Source organism: Caulobacter vibrioides (assembly GCF_002310375.3).
In the GTDB taxonomy this organism is placed as follows: Bacteria; Pseudomonadota; Alphaproteobacteria; order Caulobacterales; family Caulobacteraceae; genus Caulobacter; species Caulobacter vibrioides_D.
This window is the reverse complement of sequence record NZ_CP023315.3, coordinates 1059269-1079509: the sequence shown is the minus strand read 5'-3', so window position 1 is coordinate 1079509 and position 20241 is coordinate 1059269. Positions and strand designations below refer to the sequence as shown.

The 20241-nt window shown below is 65.5% G+C and carries 12 protein-coding genes; 4 read left to right on the top strand and 8 right to left on the bottom strand.

Annotated elements, in window-relative coordinates:
• Window positions 1–205: 205 nt before the first annotated feature.
• Both CA606_RS05000 and CA606_RS04995 read right to left on the bottom strand, forming a co-directional pair.
• A complete protein-coding gene (locus tag CA606_RS05000) occupies window positions 206–3034 on the bottom strand; it encodes a beta strand repeat-containing protein (protein WP_096052124.1) in 2829 nt (942 codons plus the stop codon).
• On the bottom strand, window positions 3031–3444 hold the full coding sequence (locus CA606_RS04995; protein WP_096052125.1) for a hypothetical protein: 414 nt from the start codon (window positions 3442–3444) through the stop codon (window positions 3031–3033). The genes CA606_RS05000 and CA606_RS04995 overlap by 4 nt, the downstream gene beginning before the upstream one ends.
• A gap of 254 nt (window positions 3445–3698) precedes the next feature.
• On the opposite strand from CA606_RS04995, the gene CA606_RS04990 reads away from it, so the two are divergent.
• The 4 genes from CA606_RS04990 (at window position 3699) to CA606_RS04975 (ending at window position 8423) form a co-directional block, all read left to right on the top strand.
• Window positions 3699–3998: a helix-turn-helix domain-containing protein gene (locus tag CA606_RS04990; RefSeq protein WP_096052126.1), complete on the top strand. Its 300-nt coding sequence runs from the start codon at window positions 3699–3701 to the stop codon at window positions 3996–3998.
• A 68-nt stretch (window positions 3999–4066) separates the two neighbouring features.
• Entirely contained in the window at window positions 4067–5581 is a 1515-nt protein-coding gene (locus tag CA606_RS04985; protein WP_096052127.1) for a hypothetical protein, read from the top strand.
• A gap of 168 nt (window positions 5582–5749) precedes the next feature.
• Window positions 5750–7108 carry an FkbM family methyltransferase gene (locus tag CA606_RS04980; protein WP_096052128.1) on the top strand — a complete coding sequence of 453 codons (1359 nt, stop codon included), beginning with the start codon at window positions 5750–5752 and terminating at the stop codon, window positions 7106–7108.
• 10 nt (window positions 7109–7118) lie between these two features.
• Window positions 7119–8423 carry a glycosyltransferase family 4 protein gene (locus CA606_RS04975; protein ID WP_096052129.1) on the top strand — a complete coding sequence of 435 codons (1305 nt, stop codon included), beginning with the start codon at window positions 7119–7121 and terminating at the stop codon, window positions 8421–8423.
• Between the two features lie 13 nt (window positions 8424–8436).
• Here CA606_RS04975 and CA606_RS04970 read toward each other — a convergent pair whose 3' ends face one another.
• From CA606_RS04970 to CA606_RS04945, 6 genes are all read right to left on the bottom strand, one after another.
• A complete protein-coding gene (locus tag CA606_RS04970) occupies window positions 8437–9936 on the bottom strand; it encodes a tryptophan halogenase family protein (RefSeq protein ID WP_096052130.1) in 1500 nt (499 codons plus the stop codon).
• Between the two features lie 19 nt (window positions 9937–9955).
• On the bottom strand, window positions 9956–10990 hold the full coding sequence (locus tag CA606_RS04965) for a cupin-like domain-containing protein (RefSeq protein WP_096052131.1): 1035 nt from the start codon (window positions 10988–10990) through the stop codon (window positions 9956–9958).
• Window positions 10987–11709, bottom strand: a complete 723-nt coding sequence (locus tag CA606_RS04960; protein WP_096052132.1) for a SapC family protein — start codon at window positions 11707–11709, stop codon at window positions 10987–10989. Before CA606_RS04960 ends, CA606_RS04965 begins: the two co-directional genes overlap by 4 nt.
• 205 nt (window positions 11710–11914) lie before the next feature.
• Window positions 11915–15016, bottom strand: a complete 3102-nt coding sequence (locus CA606_RS04955) for a TonB-dependent receptor (protein WP_096052133.1) — start codon at window positions 15014–15016, stop codon at window positions 11915–11917.
• A 495-nt stretch (window positions 15017–15511) separates the two neighbouring features.
• Window positions 15512–17140 (bottom strand): ABC-F family ATP-binding cassette domain-containing protein, encoded by a 1629-nt coding sequence (locus CA606_RS04950; protein ID WP_096052134.1) that lies wholly within the window; start codon window positions 17138–17140, stop codon window positions 15512–15514.
• Window positions 17141–17331: 191 nt separating this feature from the next.
• Window positions 17332–20043: a TonB-dependent receptor gene (locus tag CA606_RS04945; RefSeq protein WP_096052135.1), complete on the bottom strand. Its 2712-nt coding sequence runs from the start codon at window positions 20041–20043 to the stop codon at window positions 17332–17334.
• Between the last annotated feature and the right edge of the window lie 198 nt (window positions 20044–20241).

Below are 20241 nucleotides of genomic sequence, written 5' to 3'. Positions count from 1 at the left end.
GAGGGGGTTTGTGCTGGCGCCTGACACACCATCGGTGACGGGCCAGAGCCAAGCGCACGCACCGCTGACGACGACTATCCCAGACAACCCTGTGCAGTTGTGGACACAGTAGATCTAGGTGCCCAACAAAAAACCCCGGCTCCGAAGAGCCGGGGTTTCATGAGGTCGAACGCTCCCTCTTTCGAGGGAGCGCCAAACTTCCAGCTTAGCTGATGGCGGTGATGTCGCCACCACCCGACAGCGTCATGCCGTTCGCCAGGGTCGTGATACCAACCAGTTGGATCACGGCGTCGCCAGCGCTGAAACCAGCGACACCGTCGCTGAGGAACAGATAGGCTTGACCTTGGTCAACGAAGACCGCGGCTTCACGAGCAGCTTCACCACCGGCGGCGAGGTCGGCGGCGATAGCCGTCAGCTTCAGAGCCAGGGTGTTGTCGTTGACGTGGAACGTGGCCAGACCCGTCGCCGAGATGTTGGCGTTGCCAGCAGCAGCGGCGGTACCGGCGTCGCCACCGTTGATCACGATCGCGCCGGCCACAACGTCGATGATGTCCGAGTTGGACACGAACGTCAGTTGGTCCATCGCGGTCGAGGTCGAGTCAGCGTCGACAGCGGCCACAGCGTTCACGCCTTGCGTCGTGTTCGTCACGGTGATGTCGAGGCCGTTCGTCAGAGCAGCCGTCGCACCAGCGGCGGTGGCGCTGTTGAAGACCTGAACCGTCGTGTTGGCGACGTTACCCAGGGTGTTCGCGAACGTCAGGGTGATGTCAGCGCCAGCGGTCGACACCGTGTAGCGACCAGCGGCGGCGGCCGTAAGGGCAGCAGCCATACCGGTCACGAACTCAGCGGCGGTCGGGGTCGCGTCGGTCGTGAACTGGACCGTCGAACCACCGCCAACGGCGATGACGTAGGTGCCAGCAACGTTACCGGCGCCGTTGACAGCAGCCGTGATCGTTTGGGTTTCACCCGTGGCGGCAACAGCAGCCGAGCCAACCGCGACGCGGTAGGTGTCGGCGCCCAGGCCACCGTTGATGACGTCAGCGCCACGACCACCGGTGATGATGTCGTTGCCGGCGCCGCCGACGATGGTGTCGACGTTGGCGCCACCGGTGATGGTGTCAGCACCGTCGCCGCCCGTCACGTTGACGGTGTTGCCGCTGGCGGCAGCCGTCAGAGCCGAACCGTCGAAGGTGTTCGTCGCACCGCCACCCAGGGTGACCGTGAACGTACCCGCGTTACCCGTGGTGATCGAGTCAACGCCGTTACCGCCCGTGACGGTGATCACGTCCGAGGCGGTTTCAGCGCCAAACGTGAAGTTGCTGCCACCGGTCGCGGCCTTGACGGTCGCAGCGGCGGCGAAGGTGCCGGCTTCGAACGTCATGTTGCCGGTGCCGACGACGGCGCTCAGGTCGATCGAGGTGACCGAGTTGCTGCCCGTGGTGCTGGCGGTGCCCGAGAAGCCCGGAGCGTTGCTGGCGAAGGTGCTGAGCGTCAGAGCCAGGTTACCCGGGGTCGTGGCGGTCAGGGTCTTCAGGCCGGTGTCGTGGATGACAGCGGTCGTCGTGCCCGTGGCCAGCATGTCGGTCTGGGTCAGGGTGATGCCTTCAACGCCCGACACCTTCAGGGTGCCAATGTTGTAGCCGCCGTTGGCGGTGACGCCACGGTTGCCAACGTTGATGGCCAGAGCGTCGCTGGCGCCCGCGAAAGCGGTGTTCAGCGAGACGTTGCCCGAGGTGCCGGCATAAGCCGCCAGCTGGGTGCCCTGATAGTTCAGGTTCGACAGCGTGGTCAGACCAGCGACCGTGGTCGCGTCGGTGCTGCGGACGTTCAGCGAGGTCAGGTTCGGGTTGGCGCTGAAGGTCGTGACGGCCGTGCCGCCGTTGACCTGCAGGGTTTCGACGCCCGACATCGTCACGGACGCGGTGTTCGAAGCCGTGAAGGAGACGGTGTCAGCGCCCGTACCGCCGGTGACGACGTCGCCGGTCGACAGGGCGGTGCCCAGGGCGAAGGTGTTCGTGCCCGTCGACGTCGAAGCGTCGATCGTGGCGGCGGCCTTCATGGTGCCCACGGTGATCGTGTTCACGCCGTCGCCGGTCACGGTCAGCTTGTCGACCGTGGCGGTGCCAACAACGTTGACCCAGTTCGAACCCTTGGTGGCCAGCGAGATGGCTTCAACGCCAGCGCCGACGGTCAGGACCGATTCGGTGACGGTCGGGACCGTTTGACCGGCCGCGAGAACCGACGAACCAGCCGACTCAACGCTGAGCTTGGCGACGTCGGCGGTGCCGAGAACGTCAACAGCGCGGAAGTTGACAGTCAGGTCAGCGGTGGCGCCGCCCGTCGTGATGGTGTTCGAAACGCCGAAGGTCGTAGCGACCTGAGCGTTGTTCACCGTCAGGTCGTTGGTGCCGCCCGTGCTGTTCAGGTTGACGATATCGTTAGCCAGCAGCAGGTCGATGGTCGCATCGCCCAGAGCGCGAACGGTGACCGTTTCGATGCTCGAGGTTTGCAGCAGACCCGGGTTGGCCGTCGAGGCGACGGTCAGGCTCAGGGTGTCGGTGCCAGCGCCGCCGTTCAGCACGTCACCGGTGGTGGCCGTGGTGGTGTTGGCAGTAGCGCTCACGACGCCCGTGAAGGTGTCGTTGCCACCGGTGCCCGTCAGGGTGTCGGCGTTGATGCTCAGAGCGTAGGTCGAACCGACGCCCGGGACCACCGGATAGGCGGTGAACAGGTCGATACCAGCGGTGTTGTTGTTCACCAGCTTGCCGTCGTCAGCCAGGTCCTTGACCAGGTTGTTGGCGGCCGTGGCGTACGAACCGACGCCAGCGCCGTTGTTGAACACGGTCGCGTTGTAGATGATCGAACCGACCACGGCGGCCTTGACGGCCAGGTCAACTTCCGAAGCCAGCAGGCCCGGAACGTTGGCCTTCACGAAGGCGGTGTAGTAGGCGATCGACGAAGCGCTGGTCAGGAAGGCGACAGCGGCGTCGACGTTGATGCCAGCAGCGGCGGCGGCCGAGTTACCGACGATCACGTTGTAGGCGGCCTGGTCGCTTCGATGATCGACAGCGAGCCGTAGGTGGCGGCGAACTTGGCTTCCGCGTCCGGGTTGTCCAGGGCCAGCGAGACCGACTGGGCGATGTAGCGGTTTTCACCGTTCAGGCCGGCTTGCACGCCCGAACCGACATAAGCGGCGTTCAGGAAGGCGAGACCAGCTTCGCTCGGCGCCTTGCCGGTGAAGAATTGGTAGGTCTGGATGCTGACCGCGGTGGTCACGTCCGAGGCCAGGTCGATGGCCGATTGCAGCGCGGCTGCGTCGGTCAACACGCCCGTGGCGTTTTGGTTGGCGATGCCTTGCAGACCGGTGATTTGAGCGGCGGTCGCGGCGGTGCCAGCGTTGGCGTTCTTAAAGAACGTTTCGAGCTGGGTCAGTGTGTAAGCCATTTGGCTTGTCTCCCAAAGTAAATCCCACACCCCCTGCGACCGTTTGGCGCGCATGGGAGCAGTGATGCCTATAGAGCAAACGACATACGTCCACAATACCCGAAATGGCGCCGTACAGCATTTTCGTAACCGGTACAGCAAAATGGCTATATAGCGTTCCTTGTACCCCCCTCCGGAATGCGCTATACAAGGGGTCCAAATTCGCCTGACGCGCGTGCTGGCATGTGCGTCTCTCGGCTAGCAAGGCTTTATATATGTACGGCAACCCACAGCGTCGTAGCGCCCCGGAGGTCCAGGACCTCCGCCGCGAAGGTGGCCGATGGCTCAAGGAGATGCGCGAGGCCGCCGGTCTCTCGCAACGCCAACTCGCGGCCAAGGTCGGCGCGGACTACTACACGTTCATCTCGCAGCTCGAGACGGGCCGCGGTCGCATTCCGCCGGACCGTTATCGCGACTGGGCCATTGCCCTGGGCACGCCGGAACGTGCTTTCGTGCGGGAGCTGATGCGGTTTTACGATCCCATCACCTACGAAATCCTGTTCGGCGAGGAATAGTTAGGTTAGTGTAAAGGAGATCGTCCGTAGTCGGTCTCCGTCTCAACGCGTGGGGAAGCGTTTAACGCATGGCCGCACAGGTCCTTTCGTTCTTTCAGCGCGCACCGCGCGTCCAGCCGAGCTACAGCGACTGGACGCAGCAGGAGCTGGCCGAGTTCTACCGGGTTGAGAGCGCGCTGATCCGCGCCGGCATCCGCGTCGGAACCGACCGCGGGATGAGCGACGAGAACGATCCCTGGTTCATCTTCTATCGCGCCGACGACAATGAAGTGGTGATCCACTTCGCGCGGATCGACGGTGAGTACATCATCGCCGGCCCCGCCTACGAAGAAGTCGCGCGCGGCCTCGATTTCAGCGCCCTGGTGCGCAACATGGTCGCCCGTCACCCGCTGATTAAGCGGCCCGAGCGCGGCGACAACGTCTCGATCCACCCCGCCGCCCTGCTGGTGGCGATCGTCGGCACCGCCTTCTTCAAGAGCGGCGAAGCCCGGGCGGCCGAGAGCGGCGCGACGACGACGCCCTCGAGCGCCCATCGGCCAACCCTGCTGAGCACCAGCTCGCCGGCCAGCATCGTCGGGGGCGTCGTCGCCGCGCCGGGCGCGAACGCCTCGGCCCAGGTTCCGGTCAGCCAAGCCGTGATGATCCTGGCCGCCGCGATGATGGCCACCGAGATCAAGGTCGAGTCCGCTACGCTGGCCCCGGCCGCGCGTGATGCGATCGCCGAGGCGGCGATGGCGCTGGATTTCAGCGACTACACCAGCGAGAGCGCCGTCAGCCTGGGTGCGCGTCACACCAGCGAGACGCCGGTCAGCGTTCCCGCCCCGACGCCGGCCGAGACCGTGTCGTCGGTCCTGGCGCTGGTGGCTCTGATGAGCACCCTGCCCACGCCGGAGCACACCCTCGCCTACGCCCGCAGCACTGTGGCCGGCGGCGCGGTGTCCGGCGGCGCTGACAGCGCCGCCCTGAGCCTGTCGCAGATCGGTCAGTGGACGATCGACGTGCGCTTCGCCCAAGGCGGCTGGACCGAGGTCGAGGCCGTGCACCTGGTGCGCACCCTGGTGGCCGGCGCTGCGTCTGAGCAGATCGCGGTCATCGAGGTCGAGAAGCTGCCGCAGATCCTCCTGGATCTGATCGAGCGGGGCCCGCACTACACTGTTACGACGACGGCTCCGAACGCGCCGAGCGACGTGGAACCCGTGACGCCGACGCCGCCGGTCGTGGCGCCGCCCACCGGCCAGGACAACCTTCCCACCCCGGTGGACAGCTCGGCCCCGACGCCGACTCCGACGCCCGTGGAGACCGCGCCTCCGCCTGTGGCCCCCGCCAAGCCTGCTCTGCCGGCCTTCAGCGGTTTTGCGAGCCAGGAGCTGGTCAAGCAGTTCGTCGAGTATTTCGTGGCCCACACCGAGCAGGTGTCGATCATGCTCAAGGGTCTGCAGGTCGTTATCTTCGACAGCCGCGTCACGTCCGCGCCTGAGTCGATCGACCACATGACCAGCATGACGTTCACCTTCTTCGACGGCAGCTCGGTGAATCTGGTGGGCGCGCAAACGGCGTTCCTGCATCACGACGGCCTGACCTAGGACCGCGACGCGGCGGCTTGCCCTCAAGCGCCGTCGCTATCCCTCGCCTCGCGACCTCGCGCCTGCCATAGTCGCGGCCGATCCGGCGTTCATGGCCGGACGCCGTCGTTTCAGTTCACGAGAATCCCCTTGCGTCCGCTACGCCTTGATCTTGCGATACGATCCGCCATGGCTGCTTCGCCCTCGCGGAACGACGCGGTCGCGCCGTTGGGCGGCGAGCAGGCCCCCTTGGCCAGCCACGGCGCACCCGCCCAGGACGCGCCCGCAGCGGCAGGCCGGCGTCGGCTCGCCCTGCCCCGACGGATCGCCGCCAAGCTGTTCGGCCGCGTCGCCGACTATGCGCGGCGATACCTGCAGGCGCCGGTGCTGCATGACCTGGGCGAGCAGCGCGCTTTGAGCCAGGCGCTGCTGGAGGAACTGCGCCATACCCGGCTTCATGTCGTTCAGCTTGAACACCAGTTGCAAGCCCTGGCCCTCGAACACGGCCGCTCGGTCTCCGCGCTCGCCGCGCTGGCCAATGGGCACGGCCAGCAGTTGGCCGCCCTTCTGACGACGCAGGACGCTCTCGCCCTCCAGCAAGGCCAACTGGCCGTGGAGCAGGGCACGATCGCCCGCGCGCACACCGAGCGCCTCCACATGATCGAGACGGTCGGACAGACCGCCCTGACGCGCGTCGAAACCCTCCCCGCCCTGTTCGGCCCCCGCTTTGATGAGCTGGAGATCAAGCAGCGGCCGCTCATCGCCTATGATGACGACTCGATGGCCATCCGCATGCGCGACGGCTATGTGCTGGCGCCGCGCAACCTGCCGACCTTCGTGACGATGCTGGCCAACGCCACCAGCCGTGGCCTGGAGCCCGGCACCGGCGACGTGCTGCGACGCCTGATCCAGCCGGGCATGGTAGTGGCCGATGTCGGCGCCAATATCGGCCTCTTGACGCTGGTGATGGCCTGGGCGACGGGACCCGGCGGTCGCGTCATCGCCTTCGAGCCCGAGGCGATCCCGCGCTCGAACCTGGAAAAGATGAAGTACCTCAATGGCCTGTCGTGGGTCGAGGTGCGCGATCAGGCCGTGGGCGAGACGCCTGGCCGTCTGACCTTCCACGTCAGCGACATCATCGGCCACAGCTCGCTCTACGCCCTGCCGGACGCCGAAGAGGCCAGGACAATCGAGGTCGAGGTCGTGCGGCTCGACGACGTGACGCCGGCCAATCGGCTGGACGTGGTCAAGATCGACGTCGAGGGCGCCGAGCTGGACGTGCTGGCCGGCATGACGGGCGTCATCGCCAAGAACCCGGATCTCGCCATTCTCGCCGAGTTCGGCCCCGAGCACCTGGCGCGCGTCGGCCAGACCCCGGCGCAGTGGTTCAAGGCGTTCGGCGATGCGGGCTTCAAGGCCTACATGATCGATGAGACCACCGGCGCCTGCACGACGACCAGCGCCAAGGCCGCCGCCAAGGTCGTCTCGGCCAATATCGCCTTCGTGCGCGCCGGCGGTGACGCCGAGAAGCGCCTGCTGGGCCGCTGAGGACGAGACGATGAAGATCTGCTGGGTGACGCCCTTCGTCCTGCGCTCGTCCATCGGCCGCGTCAGCGCCGAGGTCGCCAAGCACCTGGCCGCGCGAGGCCATCAGGTCGAGATCCTGCGCTGCGAGGACCAGAACGATCCGGCCGAGCCGCTGCACCCGACCGCCCTGCCCGTCCACCACTGGCGCGCCTATGACCTGGGCCGGTTGAGGGCCGAGTTCGACGTGGTCGTCGTCAATATCGGCGACAACTATCCCTTCCACGCCGGCGTGTTCGCGATCCTGGACGCCGCGCCTTGCCTGGGGATCTTCCACGACTTCTACATCTACAACCTGTTCTCGGGCTGGCTGTACTACAACGGCCTGGACTACCACCGGCACGACGCCGAGATCGTGGCGACCTACGGCCCGGACGCTCTGCCGCACGCGGTGGCCGTTCGCTCGGGCCAGATGCTGGACATGGGCGAGATCGCCCAGCATGTGCCGATGACCGAATGGCTGGCGGGCCGCTGCGAGGCCGCCCTCGCGCACGCGCGCTTCTATGCGCCGAAGCTGGAGGCTGCGTGTGTGGGTCCGGTGGCGGTGACGCCGCTGTGCTGCCCCGATCGCGCGACTCCGCCGGGGGCGCCGAAGGCCAAGTCGCAGCTGACCCTCACCACGGTCGGGGTGATGAACCCCAACAAGCGTGTCGCCGACGTCATTGAGGCCCTGGGTGGCTCAGAAGCGCTGAAGGCGTGCGTCTATCGCCTGGTGGGCCCGATCTCCGACGAAGAGCGCGCGCGCCTGGAAGGCGTCGCGGCCGAGGTGGGTTTCGAAAACCTGGTCATCGACGGCGCGGTGGACGACGAAACCCTCGACCGCCGCCTCGACGAGGCCGACATCATGGTCGCGTTGCGCAAGCCGGTGCTGGAGGGCGCGTCGGGTTCGGCCTGCGAGGGCATGCTGAGCGGGCGACCCACGGTCGTGGCGCGCGCCGGCTTCTACGGCGAACTGCCCGACGACCTCGTCTTCAAGGTCGACGGCGAGATCGTGGTCGACGAGCTGCGCTCCACGCTGGAACGCCTGGTGGCGGACGCAGCCCTGCGCCTTGAGACCGGCAAGGCCGCTCGCGCCTGGGCGCTCGAAAACCTCAACGCCGCGCGCTACGCCGAGGCGGTAGAGGCCTTGGCCAAGGCCCAGGTCACCAGCCGTCCGCTGCTGGCTGTGGGCCGGCGCATCGGCGGCGAGCTGAGCGCCATGGGCCTGCCCGAGGGCGACGCCGCCGCCACGCGGATCGGCGCCACCCTGCAGAAGCTGTTCGCGCCGCTGCCGCAGTAGGCGCCAACCCCGATCAGGCGCTCTTGCTGACCGGCGGGGCGCAATAGTGATCCAGGAACGCCTGGTGCTGCGGCAGGCGCGAAACGGCCCCGGCGATGTTGCGCTTGAGGTCGTCCAGCGCCTGCTTCAGCTGCTGGGGCGGCATCAGCCGGCCCATGTGGTGATAGGTCCTGGGCATGATCCGCTGGCCCAGCATCACCTGTAGCCACGAGTCGACCTGGAACAGTTCGCCCGGCGCCTGGAAGACCTGGGCGCTTTCCTGGAACAGCGCGATGCGGTGAGCCAGGCTGTCGGGGATGTCCATGGTCCGCACCTGGTCCCAGAACGTGCTGTCGGACCGCTCGGTCACCTTGTAGTGCAGGATGATGAAGTCGCGGATCTTCTCCAGCTCGTCATCGGCCTGTCGGTTGTAGCGATCGATCGCCGCCTGGCTGATCCCACCGAACGGGAACAGCTGCATCAGGCGCGTGATCCCGATCATGATCAGGTGGATCGAGGTCGACTCCAAGGGCTCGACGAAGCCGCTGGACAGGCCAAGCGCCACCACGTTCTTGTCCCAGGTCTTGCGACGGCGGCCGGTGCGGTAGCGGATCAGACGCGGCGAGATCAGGGTTTCGCCCTCGATCTGGCTGGTCAACATCGCCATCGCCTCGTCGTCCGAGATGTGATCGCTGCAGTAGACGAGCCCGTTGCCCACGCGATGTTGCAGCGGGATCTTCCAGCGCCAGCCGGCGCGGTGGGCGATGGCCCGGGTGTAGGGAACCGCCGGCTCGGTCGAGCGGGTCTGGACCGCCAGCGCGCTGTTGGTCGGCAGCCAGTGGCTCCAGTCCTCATAGCCCGCTTTCAGGGTCTGCTCGATCAGCAGGCCGCGGAAGCCGGTGCAGTCGATGAAGAGGTCGCCCTCGACCACCTGGCCAGACTCCATGACCAGCGCCTCGACGAAGCCGTCCGTCTCTCGCTGGCGGACGCTGGCGATCTTGCCCTCGATCCGGCGCGCGCCGTCGGCCTCGGCCATGCGGCGCAGGAACTGCCCGTAAAGACCGGCGTCCAGATGGTAGGCGTAGTTCAACGGGCTCTCCTCGCCCGTATAGAACCGCTGGCCCTCGGCCGCCTTCAGCTCGAAGCAGTAGTCGCCGAGATCGCCGCCGAAGCCCTGCGCCACGGCCTGCAGCCAGAAGTGATGGAAACCGCCCATCCAGGTGGATTTGCCGACCTGGCCGAAGGAGTGGATGTAGCGATCGCCGATCTCACCCCAGTTCTCGAACGAGATGCCGAGCTTGAAGGTCGCCTGGGTGGTTCGCATGAACTCGGCTTCGTCGATGCCGAGCAGGGCGTTGAAGGTCCGCGCTGTGGGAATGGTCGACTCGCCGACGCCGACGGTGCCGATGTCCTCGGACTCCACCAGGGTGATGTCGAGCAGCGGGCCCAGTTGACGGGCCAGCGCGGCGGCGGCCATCCAGCCGGCCGTGCCGCCGCCAGCGATCACCACCTTGCGGATCGTTTGAGGTTCCATGGCGTCCCCTCCCCCTTGCCTATCGGTTCAGTCGGTCGAGCAGCCAGGCGCGCAAGCGTCGGGCCTTGAGATCATCAAGCGGGCCCAGCGGCCCACGCGCCGCTTCGGGCAGATGTGCGCCGGCCCGTTCAGCGGGGCCGAACACATAGTAGTCGAACAACGCCTTCCAGCCCTGCTTCTCAAAGTCGGGCCGGTCGCGCAGGCTGAGCAGCGCGTGCATCAGCGTGGTCATCGGCGTGTCGACATAGGCGGGCGTGGTGTTCCACCAGTAGTTCATCAGCACGTTGAAGCCGTCCAAGGCCTCGACCTGATGCCACCAGAGCGCGGGGTAGACCAGAACGTCGCCTGGCTCCATCTCAGCGACCTGGGCGTTGGCCAGGGCCTCGCGAAACAGGGGGTGGCGGTCCAAGTCCGGAGACTCGAAGTCGACCAAGCTGACCACCTGGCCGCCCGGCGTCGGCTCCAGCGGGCCGGGATAGAGGTTGGCGACCTGGTCGGGCGGAAACAGGGTGAAACGCCGCCGGCCCACGGCGCAGACAGCGATGTTGTTGGACATGTCGTAGTGGGCGGACGCCACCGTGCGGCTGCCCAGCCAGATCCCGGCCATCGGCGGCTGCGGGCCATAGACCTCTGGTCCCAGACCCAGATCGTTCTCGGCCTTCAGGCTGGGGAAATAGGCGTCCAGGTCCGTTGAGCCGATATAGATCGAGGGTGCGTCCGCCTGGCCCTCGACCGCCTCGATCCGGCGCAGGAATGCATCGAGCGGCGCGCGCTCGGCCTTGAAGTTCAGGCCCGTCAGCGTGTCGTCGTAGAAGAACCGGCCCTTGATCGCCGGCGCGCCGCTATAGCCGACAACCGCGCCGCCGCGATCATGGGCGCGGATATAGTCGCGGGCGTCTTGAGGCGATTGCAGCCCCGCCTGGACGATGGGCCAGTCGCGAACCAGCCCCTTGAACAGCATCGGCGTCTGGCCGGCCAGGACGGCCTCGAACGGAATCTCGCCCGGCGTCGCCACCGTGGTTTCGAGCGTCCGTCGGGCCGTCAGCGCGGTCATGCCAGATCAGCCCGGCGGCGGTTCTTGCGCGCGATCAGGTCCTCGATATTGCCCATCGACGACACGATCCATTGGGCGGCGCGCAGCAGGCCAGACTGATGCAGGCGCTCCAAGGCCTCGCCGGTCAAGGCGTTCAGCCGGTCCGGCGCGATGGTGTAGACCTCCGGCACGGCGTAGCTGGTGCTGTCATCGAGCTTGATCTCGATATCGATCGGCTCGATCAGCGCGTACTGCTCGAAGGCCGCGAACATCGGGCCGGCGATCTCCAGGCCGTCGTGGATCTGGCCCAAGGTCTGGCTGACCGATTGCAGGTAGGGCGAATTTCCGCCGGCCGACAGGAACAGTCGCTCGCCTTCAGTGGCGCTGACGCGCGGATGGTCGAGATCGACATGGATCATCGGACGCGGCTCGCCGCCTGGCGTGTCACGCTGGAGCGCGATCGAGAAGGGGCCGCGACGCTGCACGGCCGGGACATAGCGGGCGTTCCAGCCCGCCTCGCCCAGAAACAGGTTTTCGTCCCGATCAAGGCCCAGAAGCGCCACGGCTTGATAGGCGCCCGTCGGGTCCTTGCGGATCAGGATGGGATACTCGCGCTGCGCCGCCTCGAACTCGGTGGGCAGCAGCAGGGTCTGGTTGACGCCGTCGCCGAACGCCACGCCGTGAGTGGCGATCACGCGCAGATCGGCATGATCGACATTGTTGAGAAGCACTCGGTTCATGGACGCCTACCCACGCTAGAGCCTGTCTGGCTTGGATGAGACCATCCAAACCAGATAAACAGGCTCTAAAATCATATATTCAGGGCCCGTTTTAACGCTTTAGATGATGCCATCTAAAGCTAAAGGGCTCTGGAAACGCTGACTTCAAAGGAATAATGGGGCCGCCGCAAGCGGCGACCCCATCCTTGCTTCCAGAGACTTCCGACTAGAAGCGGTAGCGCGCGCCCAGGAGGATCCGGCGATCCAGCTCTTGAGCGAACCACAGTTGGTTCGGATCACGAGCGTAGGTCCGCAGGCTCTCCTTGGTCAGGTTGATGCCTTCCAGCGAGATCGCCAGCTTCGGCGTCACGTCGTAGCTGACGTTGATGTCCAGCTGGCCGAACGGCGCGACATAGACCGGGTTCCGCGAGCCGCCACGGTTGGTGGCTTGCAGGAACTTGTCACGCCAGTTGTAGGCGACGCGGGCCGAGATGCCGTTCTTGTCGTAGATCAGCGTCGCGTTGGCCGTGTCCGACAGACCCAGCAGCGCGAACTGATCTTGCGACGGGCTCGCGCCGTTGTCGAAGGCCACGTCGCCGCGGACCAGCGTATAGGCCCCCGACACACCGAAGCCGGTGTCGCCGAAGAAGTGCTGCGCCGCAATTTCGAAGCCGTGGATCTTGCCCGTCCGATTGTTGATCGGTTGGGAGACCTGGAAGCTCATCAGCGGATCGGTGCTGTTGGGCGCAATATCAACGGCCGCCAGGATCTGATCCACGAAGGCTTGGTTGAGGTCGCCCGAGGCGCCGCGGTTGGCCTGGAACTGAGCCTGGGCCGCCGCCGCCGAACCGGTGGTCTGGAGCAGGGCCGCCATCGTGAACAGATTCACGTCGGTGCGATCGGCCCCGATCGTCGTCAGCAGCGCGCGGGCTTGGCCCGAGCGCGTGCCATCCAGACCAGAGCTCACGTCACGCAGACCAAAGAGGTTCTGGGTGAACGTGCCGGTGCCCACGAAGTTGTTCACGCGCTTCTCGAAGAAGCCGGCCGTGATGTAGCTGCTGGGCTTGTAGTACCACTCGAGCGAGACGTCGAAGTTGTCCGAGATCAGCGGCTCCAGATCCGGGTTGCCGCTGGTGCCCAGCGGAATGGCCCCGTTGGCGATCGGACGGTTCGGCGTACCGACCGTCTTGGCGGCGAACAGGTTGCCGTAGTCCGGACGCGCGATGGTGCGGCTGAACGAGAAGCGACCGACCAGATCGTCGCGAAGATCGACACTGAAATCCAGGGCCGGCAGCAGGTTCGAGTACTTGCCCTCGCCCGACAGCGGCGAGAAGGTGCTGGCGGTGTCCAGACGGAAGTCGTTGTCCGAGATCCACACAATGGCGCTGGGCGTGCGGATCAGCGAGGTCGAGGTGACCTCGGTCTCCTCGTAACGGACACCGGTCACCAGAGTGGCCGGCATGCCGCCCAGTTCCGACTTCCAGGTCACCTGGGCGTAACCGGCCAGGATGTCTTCATCGACCCGGTTGTTGGCTTGCCCGGTGATCGACACCGCATTGCCGCGAGCGGTGTAGGCTTTCGACATCGCGTTGTAGAGGTCAATCGCGTCACCGCGGAACGACACCAGGCCGGCGCCGCTTTGCTTCAGGTCGAACTCGTTGAACTGGCAGGCCAGGCAGAAGGCCTTGACCACGCCCGGCGCGAATTGCTCAACGTCGCGGGGGTTCGAGATACCCCAGCTGCCCAGATCCTGCTGCGTCGAGCTGCCGGCCTGATTCATCTTCGACGTGCGGTAGTTGAAACCGAAGTCGAAGCGGCTGCCGTTGTCGTCGAGGTCATAGGTGACGTCGGCGCGGATTTCCTTGACTTCGTGCTGCTGGCTGTTGGTCCAGGTGCGGGCCACCTGGCTGCCCAGGTCGCCGGCGTCCAGGGCGTTGTTGCCGTTGCCGCGCGGAGCCGCGTCTCTGATCGTGATCGATTGGATCGGAACCGTGCCGCTGTAATCCACCGAGTGCGCCGAAACGATCGGCGCGCCGATGGAAACGGTGGTCGAGCTGGTGCCGTTCGACGAGTGCGGACCGGAGTCGGCCTTCGAGATGTGGCCGTCCAGACGGACATGCAGACGGTCGGACAGATCCCACTCGGCGTTCAGGCCGTAGGACTCCAAGGTGTCTTCGTTGCTGCGGTACTGCTGCTCGAAGCCCATGTCCTTGGTGCCGCTGAGCTGCTCTTGCAGCAGCACGGCGGTCGCGACGACGGGGTTGTTGTCGAACGTGACCTTGTCGAACGGACGGTTGAACCAGTTGGTGCTGTCGTTGCGGCGCTCGAACGACTTGTTCACGGCGTACAGAACATCGGCCGTGACCGTCAGGGTCTCGGTCGGACGATACTGCGCGGTCAGCTGACCGTTGATCCGCTCACGCTCGCCTTGCGAGAAGTGGTAGCGGCTGTCGTTCGGGATAGCGACCAGGGTCGAGCCGCTGGACGGCGCGCCGGTGATCTGGGTGGCGCCGCCGTTGCGGACGAAGCCGTTCGACGGGTTGATGAAGTCCGCATAGGTGCGGATGTTCCAGTCGTTCGACGTCACGCTGCGGCTGGTGAAGTCGCGCTTCTGATAGGCGCCGAACAGGGCGACGCCAAACTTGTCGCTGTCGTCGGCCCAGTTGATCAGGCCCGAGAACTCCGGGGTGATCTTGCTGCCGCCGTCGTCGACCTTCTTGTCCATGCTCTGGTCATAGACGGCCTTGACGCCGAGGCTGCCCGTCAGGCCCGGCTTTCCATCCAGCGGACGGCGGGTCTTGACGTTGATGGCCGCGCCGATGCCGCCCGACGGAACCGCCGCGCGGCCCGTCTTGTAGACTTCCAGCGTGGTGACGCCTTCCGAGGCCAGGTTCGAGAAGTCGAACGAACGGCTGGTGCCGCCGGCGGTGTCCGAAGTCTGGTCGCCACCGACCGTGGCGACGTTGGCCGTCGGCATGGTGCGGCCGTTCAGGGTGACGAGGTTGAAGCCGCCGCCGAAGCCGCGAACCGTGACCTGCGAGCCTTCGCCGTTGGTCCGGTCGATCGACACGCCCGTGATCCGCTGCAGGGATTCAGCCAGGTTGGTGTCCGGGAACTTGCCCATGTCTTCGGCGGAGATGGCGTCGACGACGCCCGAATTGGTCCGCTTGATCTCGATCGACCGCTCGAGCGAAGCCCGAATGCCGGTGATGATGACCTGATCAACCGTGTTGTCTTGAGCCTGCTGGGCCAGCACCGGGCTGGCGAACATGGCCGCCGTGATGGCGACGCACGAGGCAGACGCATGCAAGCGACGAAGCCGCTTCATAGCCGTTCCCCCTAATAAAAGCCCTCTCTGGGGCGCTGTTTTTGTTGCGAACCGGAAGCATTTCCGGAGCGCTCTTCCCGCTTCCCTACCCGAGTCGAAATTCGAGGCAGGGAAGACTAGTTAGCGGTAACATTGGTCTTTGATCGCCGCAATGCCCAATTGACAGCGCTAGCAATCTTTTTTCAAGCGGCTTTTTAGGCATATTTTTATGATAAATGGAGCAACCTGACGGCGAATTCGAAGCCGCTCTCGCGGCAAGTTCGCCGCCGTTCCTGTCGCTTTTGCGACATGTTTCGCGCTCGTAACCGATTACATCGCGGCGTTGCGGTCGCTCCGGACCGGTTTGGCCACATGCGCGCTGCGGGCGCCGCAGAGGCTCAGGGGCCAAACCGGGGGCGGAAAGACTGTTGAAACGCCGCCGGTGTGGCTCGGCGCGCACGGACTGACGTCGCAACGCCCGCGCCTTGGATTCGCCTTGATCGGACCCAGGTTGGGTTAGCCGCCCGGGTGCAGCCCCGGCGCTTCCTGGCCGGTGCGAGCGACATACTCAGTGTAGCCGCCGCCGTACTGGTGGATGCCCTCAGGCGTCAGCTCCAGGACACGGTTCGACAGCGCCGCCAGGAAGTGGCGGTCGTGCGAGACGAACAGCATGGTGCCCTCGAAGTCCGCCAGCGACGAGACCAGCATCTCCTTGGTCACCATGTCGAGGTGGTTGGTCGGCTCGTCCAGCACCAGAAGATTGGGCGGATCGAACAGCATCTTGGCCATGACCAGACGCGCCTTCTCGCCGCCGGACAGCACCCGGCAGGGCTTTTCGACGTCGTCGCCCGAGAAGCCAAAGCAGCCGGCCAGGGTGCGCAAGGCCCCCTGCCCTGCCTGCGGGAAAGAGCGCTCCATCGACTCGAAGATCGTCTCCTCGCCGTCCAGCAGGTCCATAGAGTGCTGGGCGAAATAGCCCATCCTGACGCTGGCCCCGATGTTGACCACGCCCTGGTCGGGCTTGGTGTCGCCGGCCACCAGCTTCAGCAAGGTCGACTTGCCCGCGCCGTTGGCGCCCAGCACCGCCCAGCGCTCCTTGCGGCGGACCAGGAAGTCGAGATCCTGATAGATCGGCCGCTCGCCATAACCCTTGTGGACGCCGCGCAGGCTGATCACGTCCTCGCCCGAGCGCGGCGGGCTCTGGAACTCAAACTGCACGGTCTGGCGACGACGCGGGGCCTCGACGCGTTCGATCTTGTCGAGCTTCTTGACCCGGCTCTGCACCTGGGCGGCGTGCGAGGCGCGCGCCTTGAACTTCTCGATGAACTTGATTTCCTTGGCCAGCATCGCCTGCTGACGCTCGTACTGCGCCTGGCGCTGGGCCTCGCTGAGCGCCCGCTGCTGGTCATAGAAATCAAGGTCGCCGGAGTAGGTGATCAGCGAACCGGCGTCGATCTCGATCACCTTGCCGATGATGCGGTTCATGAAGGCGCGGTCGTGCGAGGTCATCAGCAGCGCGCCGTCGTAGCTCTTCAGGAACGACTCCAGCCAGATCAGGCTTTCCAGGTCCAAGTGGTTGGACGGTTCGTCCAGCAGCATGCCGTCGGGCCGCATCAAGAGGATGCGGGCCAGGGCCACGCGCATCTTCCAGCCGCCTGACAAGAGGCCGACATCGGCGTCCATGCGCTCCTGGCTGAAGCTGAGGCCGGCCAGCACCTCGCGGGCGCGCGCCTCCAGCGCATAGCCGTCCAGCTCCTGGAAGCGCTCCAGCACCTCGCCGTAGCGCTCCATGACCGCGTCCAGCTGGTCGGCCTGGTCCGGATCGACCATGGCCGCCTCCAGCGTGGCCATCTCGGCGGCCAGCGCGCTGACGGGGCCGACGCCGTCCATCACCGCGGCGACCGCGCTCTGGCCCGACATCTCGCCGACGTCCTGGCTGAAATAGCCGATCCGCATGCCCGCATCGATCGAGACGATGCCGTCGTCGGGCTGCTCCTGGCCGGTGATCATGCGAAACAGCGTGGTCTTGCCCGCGCCGTTAGGGCCGACGAGACCGACCTTCTCGCCCTTCTGCACGCCCATCGAGGCTTCGATGAACAGGATCTGGTGGCCGTTTTGCTTGGAGATGTTGTCGAGGCGGATCATGGGCGCCCTGCTAACGCGCGTGAACGCCGAACGCCAGGGAAACCGGCGCGAAACTCAGGATCATCCGGGGCAAAACGCCGCCGGTGAAACACTTGGCTCATGTCGGACCAGGAAACCCCGGCCCAAACGGTGGCGAGGCCTCCCACGCCCGCCCCTGGAAGCCAGGGCCAGGCGTGGGAGCGCGCCGGGTTTTAGAAGTTGAAGCGCACGCCAGCGACGTAGCGCGGGCCGAACTTCTCGTACTCGATCGTGTAGCGGCTCTGATCAGCGTAGCGGCGGGCGCCGGCGTTGGTCAGGTTGCTGGCGTCGAAGAACACTTCGATGTTGTTGTTGACCTGGTAGCGGGCCGAGAAGTCCAGCTCCTCGTCGCTATCCCAGAAGATATCGCCATTGCCCGAGGCGAAGACGCTGCCGTTGGTCACGCGGTATTCGCCCACCGACTGACCCCACGGGGTGCGGTACTGATAGGCCAGACGCATGGTCAGGCCGTACTTCTCGTAGATGGCCTGGACGTTATAGACCGCGTCCGAGGTGCCCAGCACCGAGATGGTGCGGGCCGGCACGCCGCCGACCGACGGCAGGGTGACTTCCGACGAGGTCCAGGTGCCCGACAGACGGGTCCCGAAGCCGCCCAGCCAGGCCGGCAGGTTGCGCGACTGGACAAAGCTCTCGGCCGTGCCCGTGAAGAAGACTTCAAGGCCCTTGATGTGGCCTTCGCCGGCGTTGCCGATGCTGCTGAACGCATAGCCCGAGCGATCGACGCCGGCCGAGTTCAGCGAGGTGTCACCGAACGTCTTCGAGGTCTGGACCAGAACGTCCTTCAGGTCCTTGTAGAACACGCCGGCCGACACGAAGGTCTCGCGGTCGGCGTACCATTCCAGATAGGTGTCGATACCCATCTGGCGCTCAGGCTTGGCGTTCGGATTGCCGCCCGAGATCGTCTGGTTGGAGTCGCTGAAGGTGAAGTTCGGGCGCAGGTCGTCGAAGTCGGCGCGCGAGGCCGAGGTGGTGAGGCCGACGCGCAGCTTCAGGTCTTCGCGCAGGTTCCAGTTCAGGTGCGCGCTCGGATAGTAGAGCGTGTCGTCGCTAGCGACGTTCACCAGACGCAGGCCGGCCGGGGTCGTGCCCGAGGCCGGGAAGTTCACGAAGGCCTGACCTTCGTTCTCGATGTGCTCGACGCGCACGCCGTAGACGATGTTGCCCCAATCGAAGCGGGTGGTGGCCATCGCATAGCCGGCGGTGATCGTCTCGCCCAGGCGCCAGTAGTTGGTGCGCGTATCAGCCTTGGTCGCCTGGCCCGTCTTCACCAGCTCATCGACGAAATTGATCGTGTAGTCCTTGTTGGTGTAGCGGAAGGCGTAGTTCAGGTTCTGGCTGCCCAGATACTCGATATTGGTGGCGAACTGACCCCAGGTCGGCACGCCCGTGCCCGAATAGGCGCGGGTGAAGCTGCTTTCACGCGACTTCTTGATGCGCGAGGTCCACAGACCGCCGAACTCGAACTTGGTCTCGCGACCGAACAGTTCGCTCTCATAGTCGAAGTCGGCCTTGGCGGTGTAGGCGCCCGTGAAGTCGCCGCCCTTTAGCATGCCGGCGCTCTGCAGCGGGAACTGGAAGTCTTCGATATTGGTGACCTGGGCGCCCTTGGCGCGCGCCGTGGTCGTGCCGCCCGTCTGGAAGAAGCGGATCGTGTTCAGGTCGGGGTTGCTGAAGTCGTAGTCGATCGTCGGACGCAGCGAGAAGGTCGACGGGCTCTGGAAGGCCAACGTCGCCGGGGTGTCACGGCCGTCCTGGGTGTAGGTGTAGTTCATGCGCCAGGACGCGCCGAGCTTGCCCCACTTATGCTCGCCGCCCACCGTGTTGGTGGACATGCCTTCCTTGGTGTTGCGGTAGTCGATGCGGGCGTTGATGCGCGCGCCATAGACCGTGCCCGCGACGGGGTTATTGCCATTGATGAAGGCGTTGCTGGTGTAGCCGTTGCCGGCCGCGTCGGTACCCTGGTCCAGACGGATCAGGAAGTTATCGCGCAGCTCGTCGTCGTTATAGTAAGTGTTGATCGTGCTGACGAAGATCGCGTTGTTGTCGTCGAACTTGTAGTCAGCGCGGATCGACGCCGACATGTTGCGACGGGTCAGGCGATAGTGCTTGTTCTCGTGTTCACGAGCGAAGTGCTTGTTCGGGTCGACCGTGTTCGACAGATAGGGATCGGTCTCCCAGTTGTCGGTCGCCATCTCGCGCGAATAGTACGAGGCCTGAGCCACGATGCCGAGCTTGTCGCCGAACACGTTCGAATAGACGAGGTTGCTGTCCAGCTCGTCGCCGCCGCCCAGCTTCACGCGGCCAACGCCCAGCTTGCCGGTGATCTTCTGCCCCTTGTAGTCAAAGGCGCGACGGGTGCGGATGTCGACGTTGCCCGCGACCGTGTCGCCCGGCATCGACGGGACGATGGCCTTTTCGACCGTGATCAGGCTGGCGATCGCCGACGGGATGTTGTCGAAGCGGGTCGCACGGCCCTCAGGGCTGACGACGCTGAGACCGTCGAACGACAGCGTGGTCCAGTAGACCGGCGCGCCGCGCAGGTTGACGTAACGGGCCTGGCCCTGGTCGCGCTCGATCGCCACGCCCGGCAGACGGCCGACGGCGAAGGCGATGTTCTGGTCCGGCAGGTCGCCGATGGCGTCGGCCGACAGGACGCTGATCAGCGAGTCGGAATTCTTCTGGATCTGCATCGCCGCGGCCTGGCTCTCGGCCAGGGGACGGCGGGCGGTGACGACCACGTTGCTGACGGCGTTGGGATCTTGAGCCACGGCCTCATCGGCGTGAGCGACGCCAGAGACCACGACAGCGGACATCGCCAAGAGGCTGGCGCGACGCAGAAGCGCCGCTTTCGAGCGGTTGAACATAGGAATCCCCTTTGGCGTCATGGCGACGCTCCTTGGGGACGCCTGTTAGCCTCGGGGGATCACGGTGAGACGACAGTCGGATGACGGAGCGACTGCATTTTCATGTCAGTTTCAATACAGTCAGCTGTTACAGAAATGACATGCACTGCGTCTAAAGCCCCCATAAACTGTCATTTGTCCCTTCGGGACAGCGCGCGG